Origin of the sequence: Mycobacterium sp. E2733 (assembly GCF_001667585.1) — a bacterium.
GTDB lineage: Bacteria > Actinomycetota > Actinomycetes > Mycobacteriales > Mycobacteriaceae > Mycobacterium.
In genome coordinates this window covers 84436-106634 of record NZ_LZJZ01000015.1, presented here as the reverse complement: position 1 = coordinate 106634, position 22199 = coordinate 84436, and the positions used below count along the sequence as shown (strand labels likewise).

The 22199-nt window shown below is 66.5% G+C and carries 21 protein-coding genes and 1 tRNA gene; 12 read left to right on the top strand and 10 right to left on the bottom strand.

What is annotated here, in order from left to right:
- Positions 1-6 precede the first annotated feature (6 nt).
- From A5678_RS02680 to A5678_RS02665, 4 genes are all read right to left on the bottom strand, one after another.
- Positions 7-1362, bottom strand: coding sequence for a DUF4226 domain-containing protein (locus tag A5678_RS02680; protein WP_068037996.1), 1356 nt, complete (start codon positions 1360-1362; stop codon positions 7-9).
- A gap of 125 nt (positions 1363-1487) precedes the next feature.
- On the bottom strand, positions 1488-1850 hold the full coding sequence (locus tag A5678_RS02675; protein ID WP_068037993.1) for a DUF4226 domain-containing protein: 363 nt from the start codon (positions 1848-1850) through the stop codon (positions 1488-1490).
- Between the two features lie 16 nt (positions 1851-1866).
- Positions 1867-2676 carry a C40 family peptidase gene (locus tag A5678_RS02670; RefSeq protein WP_068037990.1) on the bottom strand — a complete coding sequence of 270 codons (810 nt, stop codon included), beginning with the start codon at positions 2674-2676 and terminating at the stop codon, positions 1867-1869.
- Positions 2673-3443: a helix-turn-helix domain-containing protein gene (locus A5678_RS02665; protein ID WP_068037988.1), complete on the bottom strand. Its 771-nt coding sequence runs from the start codon at positions 3441-3443 to the stop codon at positions 2673-2675. Before A5678_RS02665 ends, A5678_RS02670 begins: the two co-directional genes overlap by 4 nt.
- A gap of 143 nt (positions 3444-3586) precedes the next feature.
- Here A5678_RS02665 and A5678_RS02660 point away from each other — a divergent pair, with 143 nt between their 5' ends.
- From A5678_RS02660 to A5678_RS02645, 4 genes are all read left to right on the top strand, one after another.
- Positions 3587-4003 carry a WhiB family transcriptional regulator gene (locus A5678_RS02660; protein WP_068037984.1) on the top strand — a complete coding sequence of 139 codons (417 nt, stop codon included), beginning with the start codon at positions 3587-3589 and terminating at the stop codon, positions 4001-4003.
- An 88-nt stretch (positions 4004-4091) separates the two neighbouring features.
- Positions 4092-5474, top strand: a complete 1383-nt coding sequence (locus A5678_RS02655; protein WP_068037982.1) for an acyl-CoA dehydrogenase family protein — start codon at positions 4092-4094, stop codon at positions 5472-5474.
- A 27-nt stretch (positions 5475-5501) separates the two neighbouring features.
- Entirely contained in the window at positions 5502-6473 is a 972-nt protein-coding gene (locus tag A5678_RS02650) for a pirin family protein (RefSeq protein WP_068037978.1), read from the top strand.
- Positions 6470-6802, top strand: coding sequence for a GNAT family N-acetyltransferase (locus tag A5678_RS02645; RefSeq protein ID WP_068037976.1), 333 nt, complete (start codon positions 6470-6472; stop codon positions 6800-6802). Before A5678_RS02650 ends, A5678_RS02645 begins: the two co-directional genes overlap by 4 nt.
- Before the next feature lie 97 nt (positions 6803-6899).
- Here A5678_RS02645 and A5678_RS26945 read toward each other — a convergent pair whose 3' ends face one another.
- The 4 genes from A5678_RS26945 to A5678_RS02630 form a co-directional block, all read right to left on the bottom strand.
- Positions 6900-7388: a hypothetical protein gene (locus tag A5678_RS26945; protein WP_156746732.1), complete on the bottom strand. Its 489-nt coding sequence runs from the start codon at positions 7386-7388 to the stop codon at positions 6900-6902.
- An 11-nt stretch (positions 7389-7399) separates the two neighbouring features.
- Positions 7400-7822 (bottom strand): hypothetical protein, encoded by a 423-nt coding sequence (locus A5678_RS02640; RefSeq protein ID WP_068037973.1) that lies wholly within the window; start codon positions 7820-7822, stop codon positions 7400-7402.
- 3 nt (positions 7823-7825) lie between these two features.
- A complete protein-coding gene (locus A5678_RS02635; protein ID WP_068037971.1) occupies positions 7826-9703 on the bottom strand; it encodes a hypothetical protein in 1878 nt (625 codons plus the stop codon).
- Between the two features lie 354 nt (positions 9704-10057).
- Positions 10058-10140, bottom strand: a tRNA-Leu gene (locus A5678_RS02630).
- A gap of 243 nt (positions 10141-10383) precedes the next feature.
- On the opposite strand from A5678_RS02630, the gene A5678_RS02625 reads away from it, so the two are divergent.
- The 7 genes from A5678_RS02625 (at position 10384) to pknB (ending at position 20239) form a co-directional block, all read left to right on the top strand.
- Positions 10384-12000 (top strand): DUF3662 and FHA domain-containing protein, encoded by a 1617-nt coding sequence (locus tag A5678_RS02625; RefSeq protein WP_068037968.1) that lies wholly within the window; start codon positions 10384-10386, stop codon positions 11998-12000.
- A 124-nt stretch (positions 12001-12124) separates the two neighbouring features.
- Complete coding sequence (locus A5678_RS02620; protein ID WP_046183038.1) at positions 12125-12592, top strand: FHA domain-containing protein; 468 nt, start codon at positions 12125-12127, stop codon at positions 12590-12592.
- Positions 12593-12668: 76 nt separating this feature from the next.
- Positions 12669-14174, top strand: coding sequence for a PP2C family serine/threonine-protein phosphatase (locus A5678_RS02615; RefSeq protein ID WP_068038235.1), 1506 nt, complete (start codon positions 12669-12671; stop codon positions 14172-14174).
- A complete protein-coding gene (locus tag A5678_RS02610) occupies positions 14171-15580 on the top strand; it encodes an FtsW/RodA/SpoVE family cell cycle protein (RefSeq protein ID WP_068037965.1) in 1410 nt (469 codons plus the stop codon). Before A5678_RS02615 ends, A5678_RS02610 begins: the two co-directional genes overlap by 4 nt.
- On the top strand, positions 15577-17055 hold the full coding sequence (pbpA, locus tag A5678_RS02605; RefSeq protein ID WP_068037962.1) for a D,D-transpeptidase PbpA: 1479 nt from the start codon (positions 15577-15579) through the stop codon (positions 17053-17055). Before A5678_RS02610 ends, pbpA begins: the two co-directional genes overlap by 4 nt.
- Positions 17052-18368 carry a serine/threonine-protein kinase gene (locus tag A5678_RS02600; RefSeq protein ID WP_068037959.1) on the top strand — a complete coding sequence of 439 codons (1317 nt, stop codon included), beginning with the start codon at positions 17052-17054 and terminating at the stop codon, positions 18366-18368. Before pbpA ends, A5678_RS02600 begins: the two co-directional genes overlap by 4 nt.
- Positions 18365-20239: a Stk1 family PASTA domain-containing Ser/Thr kinase gene (gene pknB, locus A5678_RS02595; protein WP_068037956.1), complete on the top strand. Its 1875-nt coding sequence runs from the start codon at positions 18365-18367 to the stop codon at positions 20237-20239. Before A5678_RS02600 ends, pknB begins: the two co-directional genes overlap by 4 nt.
- Here pknB and A5678_RS02590 read toward each other — a convergent pair.
- The gene (locus A5678_RS02590) at positions 20217-20903 is read right to left on the bottom strand and encodes an aminodeoxychorismate/anthranilate synthase component II (protein ID WP_068037953.1); all 687 of its coding nucleotides are present in this window, start codon (positions 20901-20903) and stop codon (positions 20217-20219) included. The two genes, pknB and A5678_RS02590, sit on opposite strands and share 23 nt — an antisense overlap.
- Positions 20904-20929: 26 nt before the next feature.
- Complete coding sequence (locus A5678_RS02585; protein WP_068037951.1) at positions 20930-21673, bottom strand: DUF881 domain-containing protein; 744 nt, start codon at positions 21671-21673, stop codon at positions 20930-20932.
- Between the two features lie 118 nt (positions 21674-21791).
- On the opposite strand from A5678_RS02585, the gene crgA reads away from it, so the two are divergent.
- Positions 21792-22073, top strand: coding sequence for a cell division protein CrgA (gene crgA / locus A5678_RS02580; RefSeq protein ID WP_067208633.1), 282 nt, complete (start codon positions 21792-21794; stop codon positions 22071-22073).
- Positions 22074-22199: the final 126 nt, after the last annotated feature.

Below are 22199 nucleotides of genomic sequence, written 5' to 3'. Positions count from 1 at the left end.
CTATTGTCAGGTGGTCGACGAGGTCGCCGGCCGCGTGGGTGTCGGTGTGTCAGGCTTCGCCGGCGCGGTCATGGCCGCGGCCGGCGGATGTTCCCAGCCTAGAAAGCTCGGGCCGCTCACGGTGGCGCTGTCTTGAATTTGGCCATCGAGAAGGGCTTTTCCGGGCCCGAGAGCAAGCGCGTGTCGGTCGATGAACATCCCGATATCCGCCGGAGTGACGTGCGAGGCGTCGATAGGGTTGGTGACAGCGGTTCCTGGCGGCGGGATCGTTATTCCCTGCTGTTGGAACGCATCTGGTATCGCCGTTCCGCCGACTGCCGCTTTGATCGCAGCTGCCAGCTGGGGGCTGGCAGCCGTCACCGTTTCCCCGTCGGGCAGGGTCACCGTGGTCGGACCAGCAGGTGACGAGTCGCCCTCCACCGCCGCCGCTTCCTCGTCAGTGTCGCTCGGTTGATCTGACGAAGCGTCGGGCTTCGGATCCGCATGCTCCGCGGAGTCCAGTAGGCCTTCGTCGTCGAGGCCTTGCAGCGCAGGATCCGTTCTGTCGTCACCCTGCAGGTCGGGAAGTGGCAGGCCACTGGGTATCGCGCCCAAACTCGGCAGGCCCGAAGCGAAGTTGGGCATTGGCGGCGGCAGCACAGGAGCCAGGGGCGCCGCCGGAGCGGTCGCCACATCCGGCACAACGCCTCCCGGCAGATCATCGGTTGCCGGGCCCGGATCGTCGGCGAACAACGAATTTAGCAGCGGATCCCGTCCGGGGTCCTCTGTCATGGCAGAGTCGGCGCCGTCCGTCGCGGCCGACGGGCGTTCGTCGGGACTGTTCGGTTGGCCCTTGGATGCGTCGTACAGCGATGTCCAGGCGGCCATCAGGGCCGACTTCGACGTGTCGTCGAGGCTCGCGTTGAGAACCACCGCACGAATGTCTCTGAGCTTGCCGATCAGAAATCTCTGGAAGTCGCGCGCACCGGCCGGAGTGTCCAGGTCCGACCGCGTTCGCACCGCGGCTTCGGTGTCTTGCTGCAACTTGGTCAGCGCTTGGCTGCCCTCGACGGCGTTGAGGTGGGCGTTCAAGATGGCCGTGATCACCTGCATGTCCAGCTGGGAACTGGCCGAATTCTGGTGCGACAACGCCACTTCGGCGTGCGCGATCGCTTCCGCTGCCTCGCCCTTCTCCCGATCCGGTGCGGCTGCGTCTTGTTGGCGGATCTTGCCGGCGATCGCCTGCAGGTGTTCGGGGCGCGTCGTCGGGGTGATCACCGCGGCCCGCTCACTGGGCGACAGACCCGCCAGCCACGCGTTCGGGTCACCGGTACGGTCTCGGACATATTCCACCGCGGCGAGCAGCTCCTCGTGCGCCGACATCCGCTACGCACGTCCTTGCCGGATGCGTTGCGACACCTCCATGCCCGGCGACAGTACCCAGGCCTTTGCCTGGCGACAATTCACAATGCCGGGCCGCTGTGGATGACACTGCAACCGCAGCCTTGCTAGGCGTTGCCGGCGGCGTACTGGTCTCGAAGGCCTTCCAGCACCGCCTTTTTCGCTCGGCTGAGTTCGCGGGCGCCCTCGACGACCTCGGTGATCTCGCGTTGTTTGGCCAGCAGGAACCTCTGAAATTCGCGAGCCCCCAAGGGCGTATCGACGGCGAGGTTCGCCTGGTGCACGGTGGCGTGCTCGATCTGCTCGGCGATGGCATCCAGACGCCTGCCGCCCTCGCGCATCGCGGCATGCGCGCTGCTGAGCACCTCTGCCAGCACCCGGTCGGCGTCGGCTGCGGTGCCGTGCTGGCCGGCCAGGGCCGACTGCCGCGCCTGCATAGCGGCTACCGAAGGTCCTGCTTGTTCCGTCATCGGCTCACCCTGTGTGTCATAGCGGTCGTCGAATCGCAACGTTGGGGCCTAGCCGGCTGATCCGCACCGAGGCGCCCGAGTACGGCGCTTCGATTACCAGGTTGTTGCCGATGGCCAGCTGGACATGCCCGGCGTGTGGGAACACGAGGTCACCCGGCCGGACTTGCGAACGGGGGACTGGGATCCCGTCGTTGATCTGTTGATAAGTGGTGCGGTCCAGATGAATTCCCGCTTGCGCGTAGCTCCACTGGACCAGCCCCGAACAATCGAACTGGTCGGGCCCGGTCGCGCCCCACACGTAGGGTCGGCCCAGGCGCGACAATGCGGCGCGTACCGCGATGGCGGCACGCCCGTTTGATCCGGCGGGACGGTAGCGCAGAAGTTGGTAACGCAGCGTCCGCAGTTCGGCGAGGCGTCGACGCGCCCGGAAGCGCGCCGACAGGACGTGTGCGTGTTGAGCCCGCAGCCGCGCCACCCGACGGCGCATCGCCTCACGCTGGGCCATCGGCGTCGCCGGAACGACCGCGTCGGCGCGGGCTTCGTCAAGGACGCCCCCGGTCAGATCACGGGCCTCGGCCCGATCCCGATGGGCGCTGGCGATGACGCCCGCCGCGGCAGCGTCGGTGGCGGCGGCACCAGCGAGCCGTTGCCGGCTGTGATCCACCACAAGCCGATAGCCACCGCGCGCCACTCCGTCGTTCAGTCCGGCCGCTCTGTGCAGCAGGTTGCGGTAATGCCCGGTACCCGCGTCCAGCACCGCCGGTCGGGTGCTGCCGACGAATATGTCATGAGCGCGGCTCAGTACCTCTATTTCGCTTTGGCTCACGGCGCCCCCTCGCCCAGTTGGCGTCCCGACTCGACGACGTCGGTGAAGGCGCGCACGCGGGGGAGTGCCCCCGGGGGGATCACCCCGCGGTTGCGGATGTCCCAGAGCTCCTCGACGTCGACCCCGACCAACGCAGCGATGACCGTCTCGGGCAACGATGACTGTGCGCATGCCGCGTCGAAGCGGGCGCTCAAGCTGGCCGGCATCCGTTTCAGCAGGGCCGTACGCGTCGCCTCGAGGGCTTGGAGATGTTTCATCAGCCGGTCCGTGGAGTCCGCGCCCGCGTTCACGGCGACCCGCCACGAGCCGGCGGCGAGCATCTCTGCCTTCACGCACTGAGCGATCACAGACAGAATATACGTCTCATATTCGTTTGATGTTGTCGCAGGCAACCGATCGATGACGGATTTGAGGGCTTCCAGTTGGGCTTCGGCATATCCTTCCAGCACTTCTGTGTCGCTGTGCCGGTCCACGACCACAGGCCCGGTGCGCCTGGCGGGGACGGCGGCCGGCGGTTGCGCGGCCATCAGCCGGGCCAGTTCCGCGGCGGGATCCGCCGCCACCAACAGTCGGGAATAGGTGCCTGGCGGCAGACCCAGACCGTTCTCGACCTTCTGAACTGTGCTTTTGTGCGGCTTGCGGGTACCGCGCTCCAGAAAGCTCAACCCCATGATGCTGACACCGGTCGCGGCGGCGAGGTCGGCTAGCGACCAGTCTCGCGACTCTCGCAACGCGCGGATCGCCGCACCGGCCGATTCACGGCTCACCGCAGGCTCCGGCCATAGGCCGGATAGTACACAGGCCGCAGCGTATCCCTCTGAATATACGTTTTCGTCTCGTTTCTCTTGCGTTCCGCCGCTGTGGTTGTATACGCTTTTGCCTACGTTTCAGGCTCGACAAGGAGACCGACATGGGACACCCCTGCGCTACCAACCCGGAACTGTGGTTCGGCTACCCCGACGACGACGGTGGCGACGGTGCGGCCAAGGCCCGTGCGTACGAGCGATCGGCCGTCGAGGCGCGCATCCAATGCCTGCGGCGCTGCCCGTTGGCGCAGCAGCGCCGGTGCGCCCAACATGCCATCGCGCACCGCGAGGAGTACGGAGTGTGGGCCGGCGTCAAACTCCCCGGCGGCCAATACCGCAAGCGCGAGCAGCTGGCCCAGGCCCACGACGTCCTGCGACGCATCGCGTCAGGCGAGATCAACTCGCGCCAGCTACCGGAGAACGCGGCCCTGCTCGCCAACCACGAACACGAGGCCGTTGCGGTGGCCGCGGTGGTGTTGCATCTGCCCCTGGCGCAAGTGGGGCCCCGTTCCGCGGCCTGACGCTCCGCCCTTGTACGGCCGTTTGTTGACTCAGCCAACGGGGTAGAGCTTCGGCACGAACGAGTCTGTCGACCCAAAGGCGGGATCCATGACGTTCGACCTGACCCCGACGGCGGCGCAGCACGACCTGGCCAGGCGGGCCCACGAGTTCGCCGAAGAAGTGATCCGCCCCGTGGCGCTCCACTACGACCAACGGCAGGAGTTTCCGTGGCCGGTCCTGGAGGAGGCGGCCCAGCGCGGCTTCTACAGCCCGTTGTTCTACCGCGATCTGATCGGCGATCGGACCGGGCTCTCCTTGCCGATGTTCATGGAGGAGCTGTTTTGGGGCTGCGCCGGGATCGGGTTGGCGATCGTGATGCCGGCGTTGGCACTGTCGGCGATCGGGCAGGCGGCGTCTCCGGAGCAGATGTTGGAATGGGCTCCCGAATGCTTCGGCACTCCAGGCGATCTCAAGCTCGCCGCGCTGGCGATCTCGGAGCCCGAGGGCGGCAGCGACGTCCGTAATCTGCGCACCCACGCGCGCCGCGACGGTGACGACTGGATCATCGACGGCCACAAGATGTGGATCGGCAACGGGGGGATCGCCAACGTACACGTGGTCAATGCGGTGGTCGACGAAGAACTAGGCCACCGCGGTCAGGCGCTGTTTGTGGTGCCCGGGGGCACCCCCGGGCTGAAGCTGGTGCGCAAGCTGGACAAGCTGGGCTGCCGTGCGTCCCACACCGCGGAGTTGCTGTTCGAAGGCGTCCGTGTTCCGGGAGCCAATTTGCTTGGGGGACAAGACAAATTGGAGCACAAGCTCGCGAAAGCGCGCGAAGTGGTCGCGGGCGCCAAGCGGTCGGGCTCGGCGACATTGGGCACGTTCGAGCAGACGCGGCCGATGGTGGCCGCCCAGGCCATCGGGATCGCGCGCGCCGCGCTCGAATACGCGACGGCGTACGCCACGGAGCGCGAGGCGTTCGGCGGACCCATCATCGACAACCAAGGCATCGCCTTCCCGCTGGCGGAGCTGGCCACCCAGATCGACGCGGCGCGGCTGTTGACGTGGCGGGCGTCGTGGATGGCGGCCAACAACGTTCCCTTCGAGCGCGGCGAAGGCTCGATGTCGAAGATGGCGGCCAGCGAGGTGGCCGTCAAGGCCACCGAACGTGCGATTCAAACCATGGGCGGCTGGGGGTACATCACCGATCACCCGGTGGAGAAGTGGTATCGGGATGCCAAGCTTTACACCATTTTCGAGGGCACGAGCGAGATTCAGCGGATGGTGATCGCCAACGCGCTGGGCGCCAGCGTCGGCACGCCGCCGCTGCACGTGGTGCTCGAGCCGTCCGGCGGTCCGCTGAACCGGGTCTTCGGTCGCGGCACCCCGCTGCGCTCCCGCGCCGCCGACGCTGCGCTTTCCATGCAGGACCGGGTGCCCGAACCCGTCATGCGGCTGGCCATGAAGGTGCTCCGACCGCCGCGCAAGTAACGAGGTCTGGGTACGGTCAAGTGGACGATGAGCAACCTTGAGTCGGCACCAGTCGAAGTCGCCTGCGCTGCCTCACCGGGCGCGGGCACCGAAGTACTGGCGCCCCGGGAGGTTCCGCTGGGTGGGCCGCGGGCAATGCGCGTGCGACGCACGCTTCCGCAACGGCAGCGATCGCTGATCGGGGCATGGTGCTTCATCGACCATTACGGCCCGACGTCGCAGCGCATGGACGTTCCACCTCATCCGCACACCGGACTACAAACGGTCAGTTGGTTGTTCAGTGGGGAAGTGGAGCACAACGACAGCGCAGGTGTGCACGCGGCGGTACGGCCGGGTGAGCTGAATCTGATGACTGCGGGTGCCGGTATTTGTCATTCCGAGGTGTCGGTTACATCGCCGGCCGCCCTGCACGGAGTCCAGCTCTGGGTGGCGCTGCCCGATTCCGATCGCCACACCGGCCGCGACTTCGCCCACTACGTGCCCGAGCCCGTGTCGCTTGCGGGCGCGACGGCGCGGGTGTTTCTCGGCGGACTGGCCGGAAGCCGGTCACCGGTGCATACCTTCACACCGCTGCTGGGCGCGCAGGTCGATCTCGACGCCGGCGCCTGCCTGGATATCGCTGTCGGCGCGGCCTTCGAGCACGGTGTGCTCTGCGATCTGGGCGACGTCCGTGTGGAGGAGACCGCCCTGACGGTCGCTTCCCTGGCTTACCTAAACCCTGGCCGCTCCTCGCTCCAACTGCGAAACGTCGGGAATGAGCCCGCGCGGGTGCTGGTGCTCGGCGGCACTCCGTTCACCGAAGAACTCGTGATGTGGTGGAACTTCGTCGGGCGAAGCCACGACGACATCGTGGGTTACCGCGAACAGTGGGAAGACGGTGACGAACGCTTCGGCGCCGTCCACGGCTATCGGGGTTCGCTCACCCGACTGCCCGCCCCGCCGCTGCCGGCCACCCGGCTGCGGCCTCGACCCGTAACGCAAAGAAAGGAAACACCATGACCGCCGATAAGACCGGAGCAGATGCGACCGTCAACCTCGAAGAGGGCCGGTACACCATTGCCGTGGAAGGCAAGCAGGTCGGCCTCGCCGACTTCGCCGACCGCGGCGACCAGCGCGTCTTCTACCACACCGAAATCGACCCGGCGTACGGCGGACGCGGCCTGGCGACCATCCTCGTCGAGGAAGCGCTCAACGAGGCCCGCGACGAAGGCAAGCGCATCGTCCCCGTGTGCTCGATGATCGGCACGGTGCTCAAGAAGCACCCCGAGTACGACGACATCACCGACGCCGTCACGCCAGAGATTCAGCGGTGGGTGCAGTCGAGTTAGCCGACGGTAGACGCTGCGGCTCCACACTATCGGCTAATCGACGTGCGGATTCGTATCTAGTCCGCGGTCCGCTCGTCGGCCCTCGTCGGACCTGGGCTCAAGTAAGCCCTCGCTGCTCTCGCCAGCTTGACCAGTAGCTCTCCGCACCCGCACGGCGCAGCGTGCTCAGCTCGTCACAGGTGGCTTCCAATGGCGAAGCGTCGGAAAACAGTTTTTCGACGCGGCCGAGATTCTCACGCATCCAGAGCGCCTCATCTGCAGCAGGCAAATATCGGATCTGTGCGTCATTGTCGACGTATTGTTTAATCAAGCAAGGCCAGGAGTGGTTTTTTCGCGTCAATAGCTGGGCTGGTGCGGCGGAGATTTGTATCCGGTCTCGCTCGTTGATCAGCGAAAACGTCAAGAGGGGTCCCATAATCGTCAAGGAGGCGCTGGGTGCGGGCCCGGCCACATGCGAATCGGTGATCCGGTAACGCGGGTCTAGGTACAGGAAATCAAAGCGCTTCAGGTAAAACTCTATAGTGTTTTCACCTACAGGAACTCGATCTAGCGAACCAAGGTCGGGAGCCTCTGTTTTCAGCAGCACAAACGCCTCGACTAACCTTGCGATGGGCCGAAATACTTGTCGGCGAGGAGCTTTGCCAAGTTGAGAAGTTTCTCGCACGACCCGTCTGCCTTTGCATCGCTGAGCAGGTCCTCGATGCGTTCTAGGTTATCGCGAATCCAAGCCACCATTGCCTCCGGAGAGACGGTGTTTGTCTCATCATAGTTATCCAGATACTGACGAATAAGCGAGGCGCGGAACCAGTTGTCCGGTACCGCGGCCGACTTAGTTGGGGCGAAACTAACCCCAATTTGGCCACGATCGTTGGAAATATGCCAACTGAGTGATGGGCTCGCCACCGTTAGCGAGGCATTGATTGTCGGGTTGCCGGATGTCGACGAGTCGGTAATACGATAGCGGGGATCTAAGTAAAGGAAATCAAAGTACTGCAGGTAGAACTGTAGCAATGTTCTCATTATTTATCGTGCCCCTTCGATCGATGGAAGAAGTACATTGTCACCCACTCGCTGATACCCGTGTGCTTCGAGATATCGAAGTTCTGCAGCGGTGAACGTATTGGGGTCAATGCGATAGAACGGCACCGACAAGGTGACCTTATCGCGATTTGCAATAGCCACGTCGAGTACATGCTGATTAGCTGCCAGTTGCTCGGTGGAGGTCAAGGAGTTCCACGCTGGGCCCAGGTCGAAGTAGCTGGCTCCACGTTGTTCCGCGACCTCAATGTAGGAGGGGCCTCCGTCCGGTGGTCTAAATGGGCCGAGGACGGTTTCGCCGCTGCCGGTCAGGTGTTGCTCGGACAGTGCTCGCAACTCCGGGGTCATGTAGTCGAGCGGATTGTGGAGCACGAACTCCGGATGCGATGGGTCGACCACGACCGGCGGCGGAAGACCGTCCGGCGCCACCGGCACATGCGGACCCGCGGGCCCAGGGTCCGGCGGGAGCTCACCAGTCCCACCGCCCGGGTGGGGCGCGTGCTCGACGACGGGTGGCGAACCAGGGTGGGCGGCGCCCGGCACCGGTTGTCCGCTGACGTCCGGAATTGGCGAGCCATGCGGTGGAAGATCCGCTTCCGCGATCGCCGCGCGCATCTCGGCCGCGCTCAGCGCGCGGGGGAGGACATTGTCGGCGGAAAGACCTTGCAGCGCTTCGCGACTGAAGAGTGTCTTCAGGCCTTGCCAGGCCACCTCCCCGCCGGCCTTGAGTTCGGGGCCGCCGACGGCCAAGGTGATGGCGCTCCATAGCGGTTCGGGGGTGGCTTCTACCTTTCCGGGATCCGGTGTGCGCATGCCGGTCAACTTGCCGCCGCTGAACGCATAGGACGTGCCCGTGGCTTGGTCGAAGAATTCGCCCGCGCCGTTCTTGAGCTGCCCGAAGACCTGCACGGGCTGTCCATCCACGTTGTAGGTGAACGTGAAACGGCCGTCAGCAGTGGTGGTTATCGATGCGGGGTCGATGTTTTTGTAGTCGGGAATCTTGCCCAGATCATCGATCGCGTGGGCCAGGTCGGCTTTCAGCTTGGGCAGGCTCGCGCTGGCCGCCTCGCCTTCGGGTGACCCCGGGCCATGGGTATAGAGGTCGGCCATGGCCTTGTTCAGCGCCTCCTGCGCGGCGCGCACCTTGCCCATCTGATCCACCACCGCTTGGTTGGTGATCTGGCGCAGGTCAGCTAGCGCTTGCGTCTGAAGCTCGGAAGGCTTCGGCGAACCGTCGGCGTCAACATCATGAAGGGGGGCGGGATCGTATCCGTCGGTTCGCAGGTTGCTGAGCGAATTCCGTAAGCCGTCGGAGTAGCCATTGCGTATCGAATGAAGTTGTGCCAGCGCTCCTTTGGTGTCATCGATGGCATCTCTCTCACAATTGTGGATGAGCACATCGAGGGTGTGCCTGTCAGCCGCACTGAGGTGGCTGTCGTTCTCCATTTCGACCGCTTGGCCGATCAAGCCGTCGAGCGTTTGCAGCTGATTCTCAAGCGCCGCGATTTGTCCGGCCGCGGCCTTCTGCGCCTCGGCCAAAGAGGCGGCGATGTTTTCCAGGTCAACGCCGATCCTGGGCAGCTGCAAAGACTGCGCACCGAGCGACTGCGTGACCCGCTGCACTTCGGCGGCGTCGTTGATCGGATGGCCGCCGCCTTGGCGGTTCCACGCTGCGCCGAAGCGGTTGCGGGCTTGCTCGAAGGCGTGCTGGGCCTCAGAGGTGCATCGGCCCGCTCGGTGGAAGGCCTCCGCCAGAGAAGAGATCTGCCCGGGGCTGCCCGATTGCAAGCTTCTGTTGATCGCCCACGGGTCACCGCCGGCCTCGGCAATCAACGCCCCGATGCTTATGTAACGCAGCTGCATCGCACCACCCGTAGCTGCGCAGCGTCACACGCCGTGACGAACATTGCCACCCCTCCTGAGCTGGCAATTACGCTACTAATGCGGATTCGGACGTCAATTCACTACGCCGGCACGGGTTTAGGGGGACGCGGTGGAAGGCCCACGGCTCCGAACCTGGGTACGAGGCGTCGGCGCACGGCGCCATGCCGAATACGCCGCTTCCCGAGTGGGCCCACTGGGAGGACGACGGCGAGGACCACGACGGTGGCGGGGTGCGCTGACGCTCCCACCACGACACCCGGAAAGCACAAAGGCCACGAGCCCCTTGCGGAGTTCGTGACCTCAGCGCCGGCGGCTCGGAGAACCGCTCAGATGTGGGCGAAGGGGGACTTGAACCCCCACGTCCCGAAGGACACTGGCACCTGAAGCCAGCGCGTCTGCCATTCCGCCACTCGCCCGGAAAAACAACCGATGGACCATACCACTCTAATAGCCGCATTCCCCAACCCCCCTGTTCGGGCCTCGAAGCCGTGGGGCGCTGCGGGACAACGCCTCTGAACAGGGCCGACGCAGTTCTCAGAGTTTCGACGGTGCCGCGACATCATGCTGTCCCGATACCATGCTGGAGTGAGAGGTCAACGTGCGAATCGTTTGCCGCGCGCCAGCGACATGCCGCGGCAAGTGCGGGCGAACGCGAGCGCATGAGTAGCCAACGGGGGCTGGCGGCGCGGATCGAGCGCAAGCTCGAGGCGACCGTCGACAACGCCTTCGCCCGGGTCTTCGGCGGGTCGATCGTTCCGCAGGAAGTCGAGGCCCTGCTGCGCCGCGAAGCGCGCGACGGTGTCCAGACGCTGCAGGGCAATCGCCTTTTGGCCCCCAACGAATACATCATTACCCTCGGTAGGCACGACTTCGAGAAGGTGGGCGCCGACCCTGATCTCACGTCGGGCGCTTTCGCTAGGTACTTGGCCGACTATATCCATGAACAGGGGTGGCAAACGTATGGTGAGGTGGTCGTCCGGTTCGAGCAGTCGTCGAACCTGCGGACCGGCCAGTACCGCGCCCGCGGTGCTGTCAACCCCGATGTGCAGCCCCGCCCGACGGTCGACGATCCCGTCCGGCCACAATCAAATAGTGCGTTCGGCGCAGAACGAGGAGTAGCACCAATGACTGACGATTCGAGCTACCGCGGGGCTCAGGGGCCGGGGCGGCCCAGCGATGAGTATTACGACGACCGCTACGGGCGTCCGCAAGAGGGTGGCGCGGAACCGCAGGGGGGACCTGAGCAACGCGGCGGGTATCCGCCCGAGCAGAGCGGCTATCCGCCGCAGCAGGGCTACCCGCCGCCCCGCCACCCCGAGCAGGGCGGCTACCCCGAACAAGGGGGCTACCAAGGGCCGGGTGGCTACCCCGAACAGCGCGGGTACCAAGGCGGCCAGGGCGGCTACCCCGACCAACGCGGCTACCAAGGCGGCCAGGGCGGCTACCCCGAGCAGGGCCAGGGCGGTTACCCGCCGATGTACGAGCAGCGTCCCCCCGCACCCGGCGGGTACGGCGGCCAAGGCTATGACCAGGGCTACCAGGGCGGTGGATACGGCCCACCCGCCGGAGCTCAGCCCGGCGGCGGGCAACAGGGCTACGGCGGGTATGGCGACTACGGGCGCGGACCGGCCCGCCCCGAAGAGGCCGGTTACGCTCCGCCCGAGCAGCGGCCCGCCTACCCCGAACAGGGCGGCGGTTACGAGCAGGCCGGTGGGTACGAGCAGGGCGCCGGGTACGAGCAGGGGTACCAGCAGGGCGGCGGATACGGTCGGCAGGACTACGGCCCCGGCGACTACACGCAGTACGCCGAGAACGTCCCGGGCGGGGGATACCCCGGTCAGGGCGGCGGCTACGGCGAGCCCGCCCAACGCGACTACGACTATGGCCAGCAGGCCGAGTACGCCCAGCCGAGTGAGTACGGCCAGCCCGTCGACTACGGGCAGCCCGCCGGCGGCTATGGCGGTTACGGTGGCGGCTACGGCGCGGCCGGAACGACGGTCACCCTCCAGCTCGATGACGGCAGCGGCCGGACTTACCAGTTGCGTGAGGGCTCCAACATCGTGGGCCGTGGACAAGACGCGCAGTTCCGGTTGCCCGACACCGGGGTGTCACGGCGTCACCTCGAGATCCGGTGGGACGGGCAGGTGGCGCTCCTTTCGGACCTGAACTCGACCAATGGGACCACCGTGAACAACGCGCCCGTGCAGGAGTGGCAGTTGGCGGACGGCGACGTGATCCGTCTGGGCCACTCGGAGATCATCGTCCGGATCCACTAGACCCGCTGGGCTCAACGCTGCCGTGCTTCGCCCCGCGTCGACCGCCGTCCAAGTATCGTGACGTTGCCGATGTGCTCGGGGTCACGGGCGCCAGGGGGACGGCGCAGGACGGAAAGGACGCCAGATGCAGGGACTCGTACTGCAGCTGACGCGTGCCGGATTTTTGATGTTGTTGTGGGTATTCATCTGGTCCGTGTTGCGGATTTTGCGGACAGATATCTACGCGCCCACCGGCGCAGTCATGGTGCGCCGGGGTTTGGCCCTGCGCAGCACCCTGCTGCCGTCGCGGCAACGCCGGCATGCCGCTCGCTACCTGGTGGTGACCGAGGGGGCGTTGGCGGGGGCGCGCATCACACTCAGCGGGCAGCCGGTATTGATCGGAAGAGCCGACGACTCCACCTTGGTTCTCACCGACGATTACGCTTCGACTCGGCACGCCCGGCTATCTCAGCGCGGTTCGGAATGGTATGTCGAGGATCTAGGATCGACCAACGGCACTTACCTTGACAGGGCAAAGGTGACCACTGCGGTACGAGTTCCAATAGGAACGCCGATTCGGATCGGCAAAACGGCGATCGAGTTGCGCCCGTGACCCGCGCTCACGACGATGATGCCGGCGCAGCCGGGATCGTGGGGGCACCTCCCACTCGCGGGGGAGAGTGGCGCCCGTGACGCTGGTTCTGCGATATGCCGCGCGCAGCGATCGCGGCTTGGTGCGCGCCAATAACGAAGACTCCGTATACGCCGGTGCGCGGCTGCTCGCCCTCGCCGACGGCATGGGCGGCCACGCCGCAGGCGAAGTGGCCTCCCAGCTGGTGATCGCCGCGCTCGCTCATCTCGACGACGACGAGCCCGGCGGCGACCTGCTCGCCAAGCTCGACGCCGCGGTGCGCTCCGGCAACGCGGCGATCGCCGCGCAGGTGGAGGCCGAGCCCGAGCTCGAGGGGATGGGCACCACGCTCACCGCAATCCTGTTCGCGGGGGACCGGATTGGATTGGTACACATCGGCGACTCGCGCGGGTATCTGCTGCGCGACGGCGAACTCACCCAGATCACCAAGGACGACACGTTCGTTCAGACCTTGGTCGACGAAGGCCGGATCACCCGCGAAGAGGCACACAGCCACCCGCAGCGGTCGCTGATCATGCGCGCACTGACCGGTCACGAGGTCGAGCCGACCCTGACCATGCGCGAGGCGCGGGCCGGTGACCGCTACCTGCTCTGCTCCGACGGGCTCAGCGATCCGGTGAGCGACGAGACCATCCTCGAGGCGCTGCAGATTCCCGACGTGGCCGAAGCCGCCTACCGCCTCATCGAGCTGGCGCTGCGCGGCGGCGGCCCGGACAACGTGACCGTGGTTGTCGCCGACGTCGTCGACTACGACTACGGCCAAACTCAGCCGATTCTCGCGGGCGCGGTTTCCGGCGACGACGACCAGATGACGTTACCCAACACGTCCGCAGGCCGTGCCTCCGCGATCAGGCCTCGCGACGAGGCCGCCAAACGTGTTGCGCCGCAACCAGAAACGCCGAGCCGACCGCGGTGGCCGCGGCGGCGCATGTTCTTCGTCGTGACACTGGCGGCGTTGTTCGCTCTGTCGGGCCTTGCCATCGGGTGGTGGGTCATCCAGCGCAACTACTATGTGGCCGAATACGACGGCAAGGTGTCAGTCGTCCGCGGCATCCAGGGGTCCTTGTTGGGCGTGCCCCTGCAGAAGCCCTACTTGGTGGGCTGCCTGAGTGCCCGAAACGAACTGTCCCTCATCGGCTACGGCGAATCGAGTCACTCGAACTGCCAGCTGATGACGCTGCGGGACCTGCGCCGTCCCGGCCAGGTTCAGGTTCAGGCCGGGCTGCCGGGCGGCAGCCTGGACCAGGCCGAGTCCCAGTTACGGCAGTTGCTGGCCGAGTACCTGCTGCCCACCTGTCCGTCGCCGCGCGCAACGTCGCCGCCTGGCTCTCCGCGCACCGGGAGCGGCACCCCCGAGTCAACTGTCGCGGCTCCGCCAGCACCGACCACCGCTTCTTCCGGGCCCAGCGGCCCCACCTCTACCAGCACCACCAGCGGCCCCGCGACTCCGTCGCCGGTGGGCCCCACCACCACTTCTCAAACTGTCACCGCGCTTCCAGCGCCTCCACTGCAACCGGGCATCGACTGCCGGACGGTGGCATGACGACACAACTCCAGCCGCCGGTCGCGGTCACGCCTCCGCTGCCCACCCGTCGCAACGCCGAGCTGCTGCTGCTGTGCTTCGCCGCGGCGATCACCGTCGCCGCGTTGCTGATCGTGGAGGCAAACCAGGACCGCGTATTGCGTTGGAACGTCATCAGCTACGGACTGGTTTTCCTGCTCGTGTTCGGGTCGGCGCACCTGGCCATCAGGCGCTTCGCGCCCTATACCGATCCGCTGTTGTTGCCAATTGTGGCGTTGCTCAACGGACTTGGCCTCGTGATGATCCATCGGCTCGACCTCGTCGACAAGCAGCTCAGCGGCCGCCATCACCCGAGCGCCACCCAGCAGATGATGTGGACCCTCGTCGGGGTCGTCACGTTCGCGCTCGTAGTCACATTCCTCAAAGACCATCGGCAGCTGGCGCGGTACGGCTACATCTGCGGAATCACCGGCCTGGTGCTGCTGGTGATCCCCGCCCTGCTGCCGGCATCGCTGTCCGAACAGAACGGCGCAAAAATCTGGATTCGACTCCCCGGCTTCTCGATTCAGCCGGCCGAATTCTCAAAGATCTTGTTGCTGATCTTCTTCTCCGCCGTGCTGATCGCCAAGCGGGGCCTATTCACCAGCGTCGGCAAGCATTTCATGGGCCTGACCCTGCCGCGCCCGCGCGACCTCGCGCCTCTGCTGGCCGCCTGGGTGATCTCGATTGGTGTGATGGTCTTCGAGAAGGATCTCGGTACCTCGCTGCTGCTCTACGCGTCGTTCCTGGTGGTGGTTTACCTTGCGACACAACGGTTCAGCTGGGTGGTCATCGGCCTTGTCCTCTTCGCGGTGGGCAGCGTCATCGCCTATTTCGTCTTCGCGCACGTCCGGGTCCGCGTGCAGATGTGGTGGGACCCGTTCTCCGACCCCGACGGCAGCGGCTACCAGATCGTGCAGTCGCTGTTCAGTTTCGCCACCGGCGGCATCTTCGGCACCGGGCTGGGAAACGGCCAACCCGATACCGTGCCGGCCGCGTCGACCGACTTCATCATCGCCGCGTTCGGTGAAGAACTCGGGCTCGTCGGGCTCGCCAGCATCTTGATGCTCTACACCATCATCATCGTCCGCGGCATGCGCACCGCGATCGCGACCCGGGACAGCTTCGGCAAGCTGCTGGCCGCGGGCCTGGCTTCCACCCTGGCCATCCAGCTGTTCATCGTCGTCGGCGGCGTAACGCAACTCATCCCGCTGACCGGGCTGACCACACCGTGGATGTCTTACGGTGGATCGTCGTTGCTGGCGAACTATGTGTTGCTGGCCATCCTCGCCCGCATCTCCAACAGCGCCCGGCATCCCCTGCGTGGCCGTGAGCGCAAAGATTCGCCGATCGCGGCGGCCAAGACCGAGGTAATCGAGAAGGTATGAACACCTCTCTGCGCCGCATCTCGATCACCGTCATGGCGTTGATCGTGCTGCTGCTCCTCAACGCCACGATGACGCAGGTGTTCGCCGCCGACTCACTACGCGCCGACCCGCGCAATCAGCGCGTCCTGCTCGACGAGTATTCGCGTCAGCGCGGCCAGATCGTCGCCGGCGGCCAATTGCTCGCGTATTCGGTGGCCACCGACAGTCGCTTCCGCTTTCTGCGGGTCTACCCGAACCCGGCCGTCTATGCGCCGCTCACCGGCTTCTACTCGCTGCGCTATTCCAGCACGGGCCTGGAGCGCGCCGAGGACCCGCTGTTGAACGGGTCCGACGAGCGGCTGTTCGGGCGCCGGCTGGCCGATTTCTTCACCGGTCGCGATCCGCGCGGCGGCAACGTCGACACGACCATCAGACCGCGGGTCCAGCAGGCCGGTTGGGACGCGATGCAGCAGGGGTGCGGTGGACCGCCGTGCAAGGGCGCCGTGGTCGCCCTCGAACCGTCCAGCGGCAAGATCTTGGCCATGGTGTCATCGCCGTCCTATGACCCCAACCTGCTGGCGTCGCACGATCCCCAGGTGCAGGCGCAGGCATGGCAGCGCCTGCGTGACGACCCCGACAATCCGATGACCAACCGCGCCCTCTCGGAGACCTACCCGCCCGGGTCGACGTTCAAGGTGATCACCACTGCGGCCGCGCTGCAGGCCGGCGCGACCGACGCCGAACAGTTGACGGCGGCGTCCTCGATTGTGCTGCCCGACAGCACCGCGACCTTGGAGAACTACGGGGGCCAACCCTGCGGCAGCGAGCCCACGGTGTCGCTCAAGCAAGCGTTCGCCCTGTCGTGCAACACCGCGTTCGTCCAGCTCGGCATGCACACCGGATCCGATGCGCTGCGCAGCATGGCGCGGTCGTTCGGCCTGGACACCACCCCGAGCGTTATCCCGCTCCAGGTCGCCGAATCAACCGTCGGGATCATCCCCGACGCCGCGGCGCTGGGCATGACCAGCATCGGCCAGAAGGACGTCGCGCTGACACCGCTGGAGAACGCCCAGGTCGCCGCGACCATCGCGAACGGCGGCGTCACGATGCAGCCCTACCTGATCGACAGCCTCAAGGGCCCCGACCTGGCCAACATCAGCACCACCGTTCCCTATGAGCAGCGCCGCGCGGTGTCACCCCAGGTCGCCGCTAAGCTAACAGAGCTGATGGTCGGCGCCGAGAAGGTCGCACAGCAGAAAGGGGCCATTCCCGGCGTGCAGATCGCATCCAAGACGGGTACCGCAGAGCATGGCACCGATCCGCGTAATACGCCGCCGCACGCGTGGTACATCGCCTTCGCGCCCGCGCAGACGCCGAAAGTCGCCGTGGCAGTGTTGGTAGAGAATGGCGGCGACCGCCTGTCCGCGACGGGAGGTGCACTCGCCGCGCCGATCGGACGGGCTGTGATCCAAGCCGCGCTACAGGGAGGACCATGAGCCCGCGAGTTGGTGTGACGCTGTCGGGCAGGTACCGCCTGCAGCGCCTGATCGCCACCGGCGGCATGGGCCAGGTCTGGGAGGCGGTGGACAGCCGGCTCGGCCGGCGCGTCGCGGTCAAGGTACTAAAACAGGAGTTCTCCCAGGACCCGGAGTTCATCGAGCGGTTCCGCGCCGAGGCACGCACCACCGCGATGCTCAATCACCCCGGCATCGCCCAGGTGCACGACTACGGCGAGAGCCAGTTGGACGGTGAGGGCCGCACTGCCTACCTGGTGATGGAGCTGGTGAACGGCGAGCCGCTGAACTCGGTCCTCAAGCGCACCGGCCGGCTGTCGCTCCGGCACGCGCTGGACATGCTCGAGCAGACCGGCCGGGCCCTGCAGGTCGCGCACGCCGCCGGCTTGGTGCACCGCGACGTCAAGCCGGGCAACATCCTGATCACCCCGACCGGCCAGGTGAAGATCACCGACTTCGGAATCGCCAAGGCCGTCGACGCCGCGCCGGTCACCCAGACGGGGATGGTGATGGGCACCGCCCAGTACATCGCCCCCGAGCAGGCCCTCGGGCACGACGCGACGCCCGCCAGCGACGTCTACTCGCTGGGCGTCGTCGGCTACGAGGTGGTGTCGGGCAAGCGGCCCTTCAGCGGTGACGGCGCCCTGACCGTGGCGATGAAGCACATCAAGGAGCCCCCGCCGCCGCTGCCCGCCGAGTTGCCGCCCAACGTGCGGGAGCTCATCGAGATCACCCTGGTCAAGAACCCCGCGATGCGCTACCGCAGCGGCGGGCCCTTCGCCGACGCCGTGGCGGCGGTGCGCGCCGGACGCCGTCCGCCGCGCCCAAGCCAGTCCCCGCCTCCCGGCCGGGCATCGCCGGCCGCCATTCCGTCCAGCCCGACGACCCGGGCGGCCGCCGTGTCGAGCACCCGGGGCGCGGCGCCCCGCCGATCCCGGCCGTCCACCGGCGGCCATCGCCCGCCCCCGGCCCGGCGCACCTTTTCGTCGGGTCAGCGCGCATTGCTGTGGGCCGCCGGGGTGCTCGGAGCGCTGGCCATCATCATCGCGGTGCTCATCGTCATCAATTCCCGCGCGGACACCCAGCAGCAGCCCCCGCCGCCGACGGTGACCGACACCGGGAGCCCGCCCGCGCCGCCGGCGAGCAACACCCCCGGCGGCTTGGCGCCACGGCTCAATTGGACGGATCGCGGGACGATAAGTAATTCTGGACTGCAACGCGGGCCGGCCGAGCACGGGTGGGGTGAACCACTAACGCTCAGCGCGTCTCCGGCCCGACACGAGATGCCAAGATGACCACCCCTCAGCACCTGTCTGACCGCTATGAACTGGGCGAAATCCTCGGATTCGGGGGTATGTCCGAGGTTCACCTGGCCCGCGACGTCCGCTTACACCGCGATGTCGCGGTCAAAGTGCTGCGCGCCGACCTGGCCCGCGATCCCAGCTTCTATCTGCGGTTCCGCCGCGAGGCGCAAAACGCCGCCGCGCTCAATCACCCCTCGATCGTCGCGGTCTACGACACCGGCGAGGCCGAGACCCCGACGGGGCCGCTGCCTTACATCGTCATGGAGTACGTCGACGGCGTCACGCTGCGCGACATCGTGCACACCGACGGCCCGCTACCCCCGCGCCGGGCCATCGAGATCATCGCCGACGCATGCCAGGCACTGAACTTCAGTCACCAGAACGGCATCATCCACCGCGACGTCAAGCCGGCGAACATCATGATCAGCAGCACCAATGCGGTCAAGGTGATGGACTTCGGCATCGCGCGCGCGATCGCCGACAGCGGCAACAGCGTCACCCAGACCGCGGCGGTGATCGGGACGGCCCAGTATCTGTCGCCCGAGCAGGCCCGCGGCGACAGCGTGGACGCCCGGTCCGACGTCTACTCGCTGGGTTGCGTGCTCTACGAAATCCTCACGGGCGAACCGCCTTTCACCGGAGACTCGCCGGTCGCGGTCGCCTACCAGCACGTGCGGGAGGATCCGATTCCGCCGTCGCACCGGCACGAGGGCATCTCCGCCGACCTCGACGCCGTCGTGCTCAAAGCGCTGGCCAAAAACCCGGACAACCGCTATCAGACCGCCGCCGAGATGCGCGCCGATCTGGTGCGGGTGCACAACGGCGAACCGCCCGAGGCGCCCAAGGTGCTCACCGATGCCGACCGGAGCTCGCTGCTCGCCGCGGGCGGGAACGCCCCTGGCCCGCGCACCGACGCGCTGCCCCGGCAACCCCTCAGCCGTATCGACGACCGCAACGGCGCCTCGGTCGGACGCTGGATCGTCGCGGTCGCTGCGCTGGCGGTGCTGACGATCGTCGTCGTCATCGCCTTCAACACCTTCGGCGGCACCACCCGCGATGTGCAGGTGCCCGACATGCGGGGCCAAGTCTCCGCCGACGCCATTGCCGCGCTACAGAATCGCGGCTTCAAAACGCGCACCCTGCAAAAGCCCGATTCGACGATCCCGCCCGACCACGTCATCAGCACCGACCCCGGCGCCAACGCGTCGGTCAGCGCGGGCGATGAGATCACCATCAACGTCTCTACCGGTCCCGAACAGCGGGAAGTGCCCGACGTCTCCTCGCTGGGTTACGCCGACGCGGTCAGCAAGCTCAAGGCCGCCGGCTTCAGCAAGTTCAAGCAGGCCAATTCGCCGTCGAGCCCGGAATTGCTGGGCAAGGTGATCGGCACCAACCCGCCGGCCAACCAGACGTCGGCGATCACAAACGTGATCACCGTGATCGTCGGCTCGGGACCGGAGACCAAGCAGGTGCCCGACGTAGCGGGCCAGACCGTCGACGTCGCGCAGAAGAATCTCACCGTCTATGGCTTCACCAAGGTCACGCAGGCACAGGTGGACAGCAACCAGCCGGCCGGTGAGGTGATCGGCACCAATCCGCCTAAGGGCCAGATGGTCCCGGTGGATTCGGTGATCGAGCTGCAGGTGTCCAAGGGCAACCAGTTCGTCATGCCCGACCTGAGCGGCATGTTCTGGACGGATGCCGAGCCGCGGTTACGAGCGCTGGGTTGGACCGGGGTGCTGGACAAGGGGCCCGACGTGGACGCCGGCGGCTCCCAGTCCCACCGGGTGGTGTATCAGAATCCGCCGGCCGGCACCGGTTGCAACCGGGACGGGATCATCACGCTGAAGTTCGGCCAGTAGCCGCCGGCTCGGCCGGGAAATAGGGCTGCACCGCCGTCCGCACCTCGTTCTCGAGCCGGCGGACCAGCGTGTCGTCGCGCGCCCACCCGCAGTAGGCGAGCCAGTTGGCGAGCATCCGATGCCCGCCCTCGGTCAGGATCGACTCCGGATGGAACTGGACACCGTGAATCGGTAGCTCGCTGTGCCGCACCCCCATGATGACGCCGCCGCGGGTGCGCGCCGTCACCTCCAGCACCGGGGGCAGCGACTCTGGAATTATGGTCAGCGAGTGGTAACGGGTCGCGGTGAACGGATCCGGAAGTCCTTGCAGCACACCGGTATTGGTGTGGAAGACGCTGCTGGTCTTGCCGTGCAACAGTTCGGGCGCGCGGTCCACCGTGGCCCCGAAGGCGACGCCGATGGCTTGGTGCCCGAGGCAGACCCCGAGCAGGGGGGTGCGCTCGGCGGCACACGCGCCCACCAGACCGATCGAAGCGCCCGCGCGCTCCGGGGTACCCGGACCGGGGCTGAGCAGCACACCGTCGAACCGCGTCGCGACGGCGGCCTCGTCGGAGAGTCTGGTGTCGTCGTTGCGCCACACCTCGGCCTCGACGCCCAGCTGGCCGAGGTACTGCACCAGGTTGAACACGAAGCTGTCGTAGTTGTCGACGACCAGGATCCGCACCGTGTCAGGTTACCGTCCGCCGAAAATCAATAGCCGATGGTTCCCATGGGCTGCGCGAAATGCAGCCGGTCCGGCTCGGTGTGGCCGACGATCTGCACGTCGGGCTTGACCTCTTCCCGATAGCCGAGCCCGAATCGGACCACGTACTGGCGGTACAGGATGACCAAGGGAGCGGCGGCCAGGGCGGCCTGCATGGCGGCTGCGTTGCCGATCGCGGTGACCGTGTAGGGCGGGCTGTAGGTGCGCCCGTTGAGCAACAGGGTGTTGCCGACGCAGCGGGGCACCGAGGTGGCGATGATCCGCTGGTCCTGCATCTGGATCGCCTCGGCGCCGGCGCTCCACAACGCGTTGAGGACGGCTTCGATGTCTTGCTGGTGCACCACCAGGTCGTCGGGGGATGCATCGCGCGGGAAACGGCCGTTGGCGTCCCGTTGGGCGTCGTCCAAGGTGACAGTGAGGCCCGGCCCGTGCACCGGGTTCATGTCCGCCTCGGCGGCGAGCTCGGCGGAGCGTCGCAGCATCGCCGCCAACGCCAGATCCGAGGACCGTCCGTGCGCGGCATCGATCTTGCCGGCCAACGAGTCGCGTTGGGCGTTGAGATGATTCACCGACGCTTGGGCCTCGCGAACCAGATCGACCAGCCGCGGGGCGTCACTGCGGCGAATCTCGGCGCCGCCGGACACCCCGTGGGTGGCAGCGAGGAGCAGGCCGGCCGACAGGCACACCACCGGGACGCCGAAGCGCCATGGTGACCGGCGTCCGTCGCTCATTCTGCTCTCCAATTTCCTGGTCGGCGTGCCAGGTGAGTTAGTCTCGTAGCCAAGCTGTGCGTGCAGCTGCGGTCTTTATCGTTGCACCCCGTCCACTCACCGTCTTGTTGAGGTAATCATGCCCAAGTCCAAGGTCCGCAAGAAGAACGACTTCGCCGTCAGCGCGGTCAGCCGCACGCCGGTGAAGGTGAAGGTCGGACCGTCGAGCGTGTGGTTCGTTGCCTTGTTCGTCGGCCTCATGCTGATCGGACTCGTCTGGCTGATGGTGTTTCAGCTGGCCGCTGTCGGCAGCCAGGCACCGACCGCCCTTAACTGGATGGCGCAGCTGGGCCCGTGGAACTACGCCATCGCCTTCGCTTTCATGATCACCGGTTTGTTGCTGACGATGCGCTGGCACTGAGCGACGCCCGCCGCGGAATGAATTCATTTTCAGGTTGCTCCGTTACTGCGCCAGCAAAATTCCTACCCCCCAATCACACGCGTGTGATTTATCCCCACTGTTGATAGCGTCTGTGGATAACTCCAT

What these genes read in the sequence shown, in the direction of transcription:
- A5678_RS02680 (WP_068037996.1), bottom strand. Translation starts at nt 1,362, where the DNA reads ATGTCGGCGCACGAGGAGCTGCTCGCCGCGGTGGAATATGTCCGAGAC.
- A5678_RS02675 (WP_068037993.1), bottom strand. Translation starts at nt 1,850, where the DNA reads ATGACGGAACAAGCAGGACCTTCGGTAGCCGCTATGCAGGCGCGGCAG.
- A5678_RS02660 (WP_068037984.1), top strand. Translation starts at nt 3,587, where the DNA reads ATGGGACACCCCTGCGCTACCAACCCGGAACTGTGGTTCGGCTACCCC.
- A5678_RS02655 (WP_068037982.1), top strand. Translation starts at nt 4,092, where the DNA reads ATGACGTTCGACCTGACCCCGACGGCGGCGCAGCACGACCTGGCCAGG.
- A5678_RS02650 (WP_068037978.1), top strand. Translation starts at nt 5,502, where the DNA reads ATGAGCAACCTTGAGTCGGCACCAGTCGAAGTCGCCTGCGCTGCCTCA.
- A5678_RS02645 (WP_068037976.1), top strand. Translation starts at nt 6,470, where the DNA reads ATGACCGCCGATAAGACCGGAGCAGATGCGACCGTCAACCTCGAAGAG.
- A5678_RS02640 (WP_068037973.1), bottom strand. Translation starts at nt 7,822, where the DNA reads ATGAGAACATTGCTACAGTTCTACCTGCAGTACTTTGATTTCCTTTAC.
- A5678_RS02635 (WP_068037971.1), bottom strand. Translation starts at nt 9,703, where the DNA reads ATGCAGCTGCGTTACATAAGCATCGGGGCGTTGATTGCCGAGGCCGGC.
- A5678_RS02625 (WP_068037968.1), top strand. Translation starts at nt 10,384, where the DNA reads ATGAGTAGCCAACGGGGGCTGGCGGCGCGGATCGAGCGCAAGCTCGAG.
- A5678_RS02620 (WP_046183038.1), top strand. Translation starts at nt 12,125, where the DNA reads ATGCAGGGACTCGTACTGCAGCTGACGCGTGCCGGATTTTTGATGTTG.
- A5678_RS02610 (WP_068037965.1), top strand. Translation starts at nt 14,171, where the DNA reads ATGACGACACAACTCCAGCCGCCGGTCGCGGTCACGCCTCCGCTGCCC.
- pbpA (WP_068037962.1), top strand. Translation starts at nt 15,577, where the DNA reads ATGAACACCTCTCTGCGCCGCATCTCGATCACCGTCATGGCGTTGATC.
- A5678_RS02600 (WP_068037959.1), top strand. Translation starts at nt 17,052, where the DNA reads ATGAGCCCGCGAGTTGGTGTGACGCTGTCGGGCAGGTACCGCCTGCAG.
- pknB (WP_068037956.1), top strand. Translation starts at nt 18,365, where the DNA reads ATGACCACCCCTCAGCACCTGTCTGACCGCTATGAACTGGGCGAAATC.
- A5678_RS02585 (WP_068037951.1), bottom strand. Translation starts at nt 21,673, where the DNA reads ATGAGCGACGGACGCCGGTCACCATGGCGCTTCGGCGTCCCGGTGGTG.
- crgA (WP_067208633.1), top strand. Translation starts at nt 21,792, where the DNA reads ATGCCCAAGTCCAAGGTCCGCAAGAAGAACGACTTCGCCGTCAGCGCG.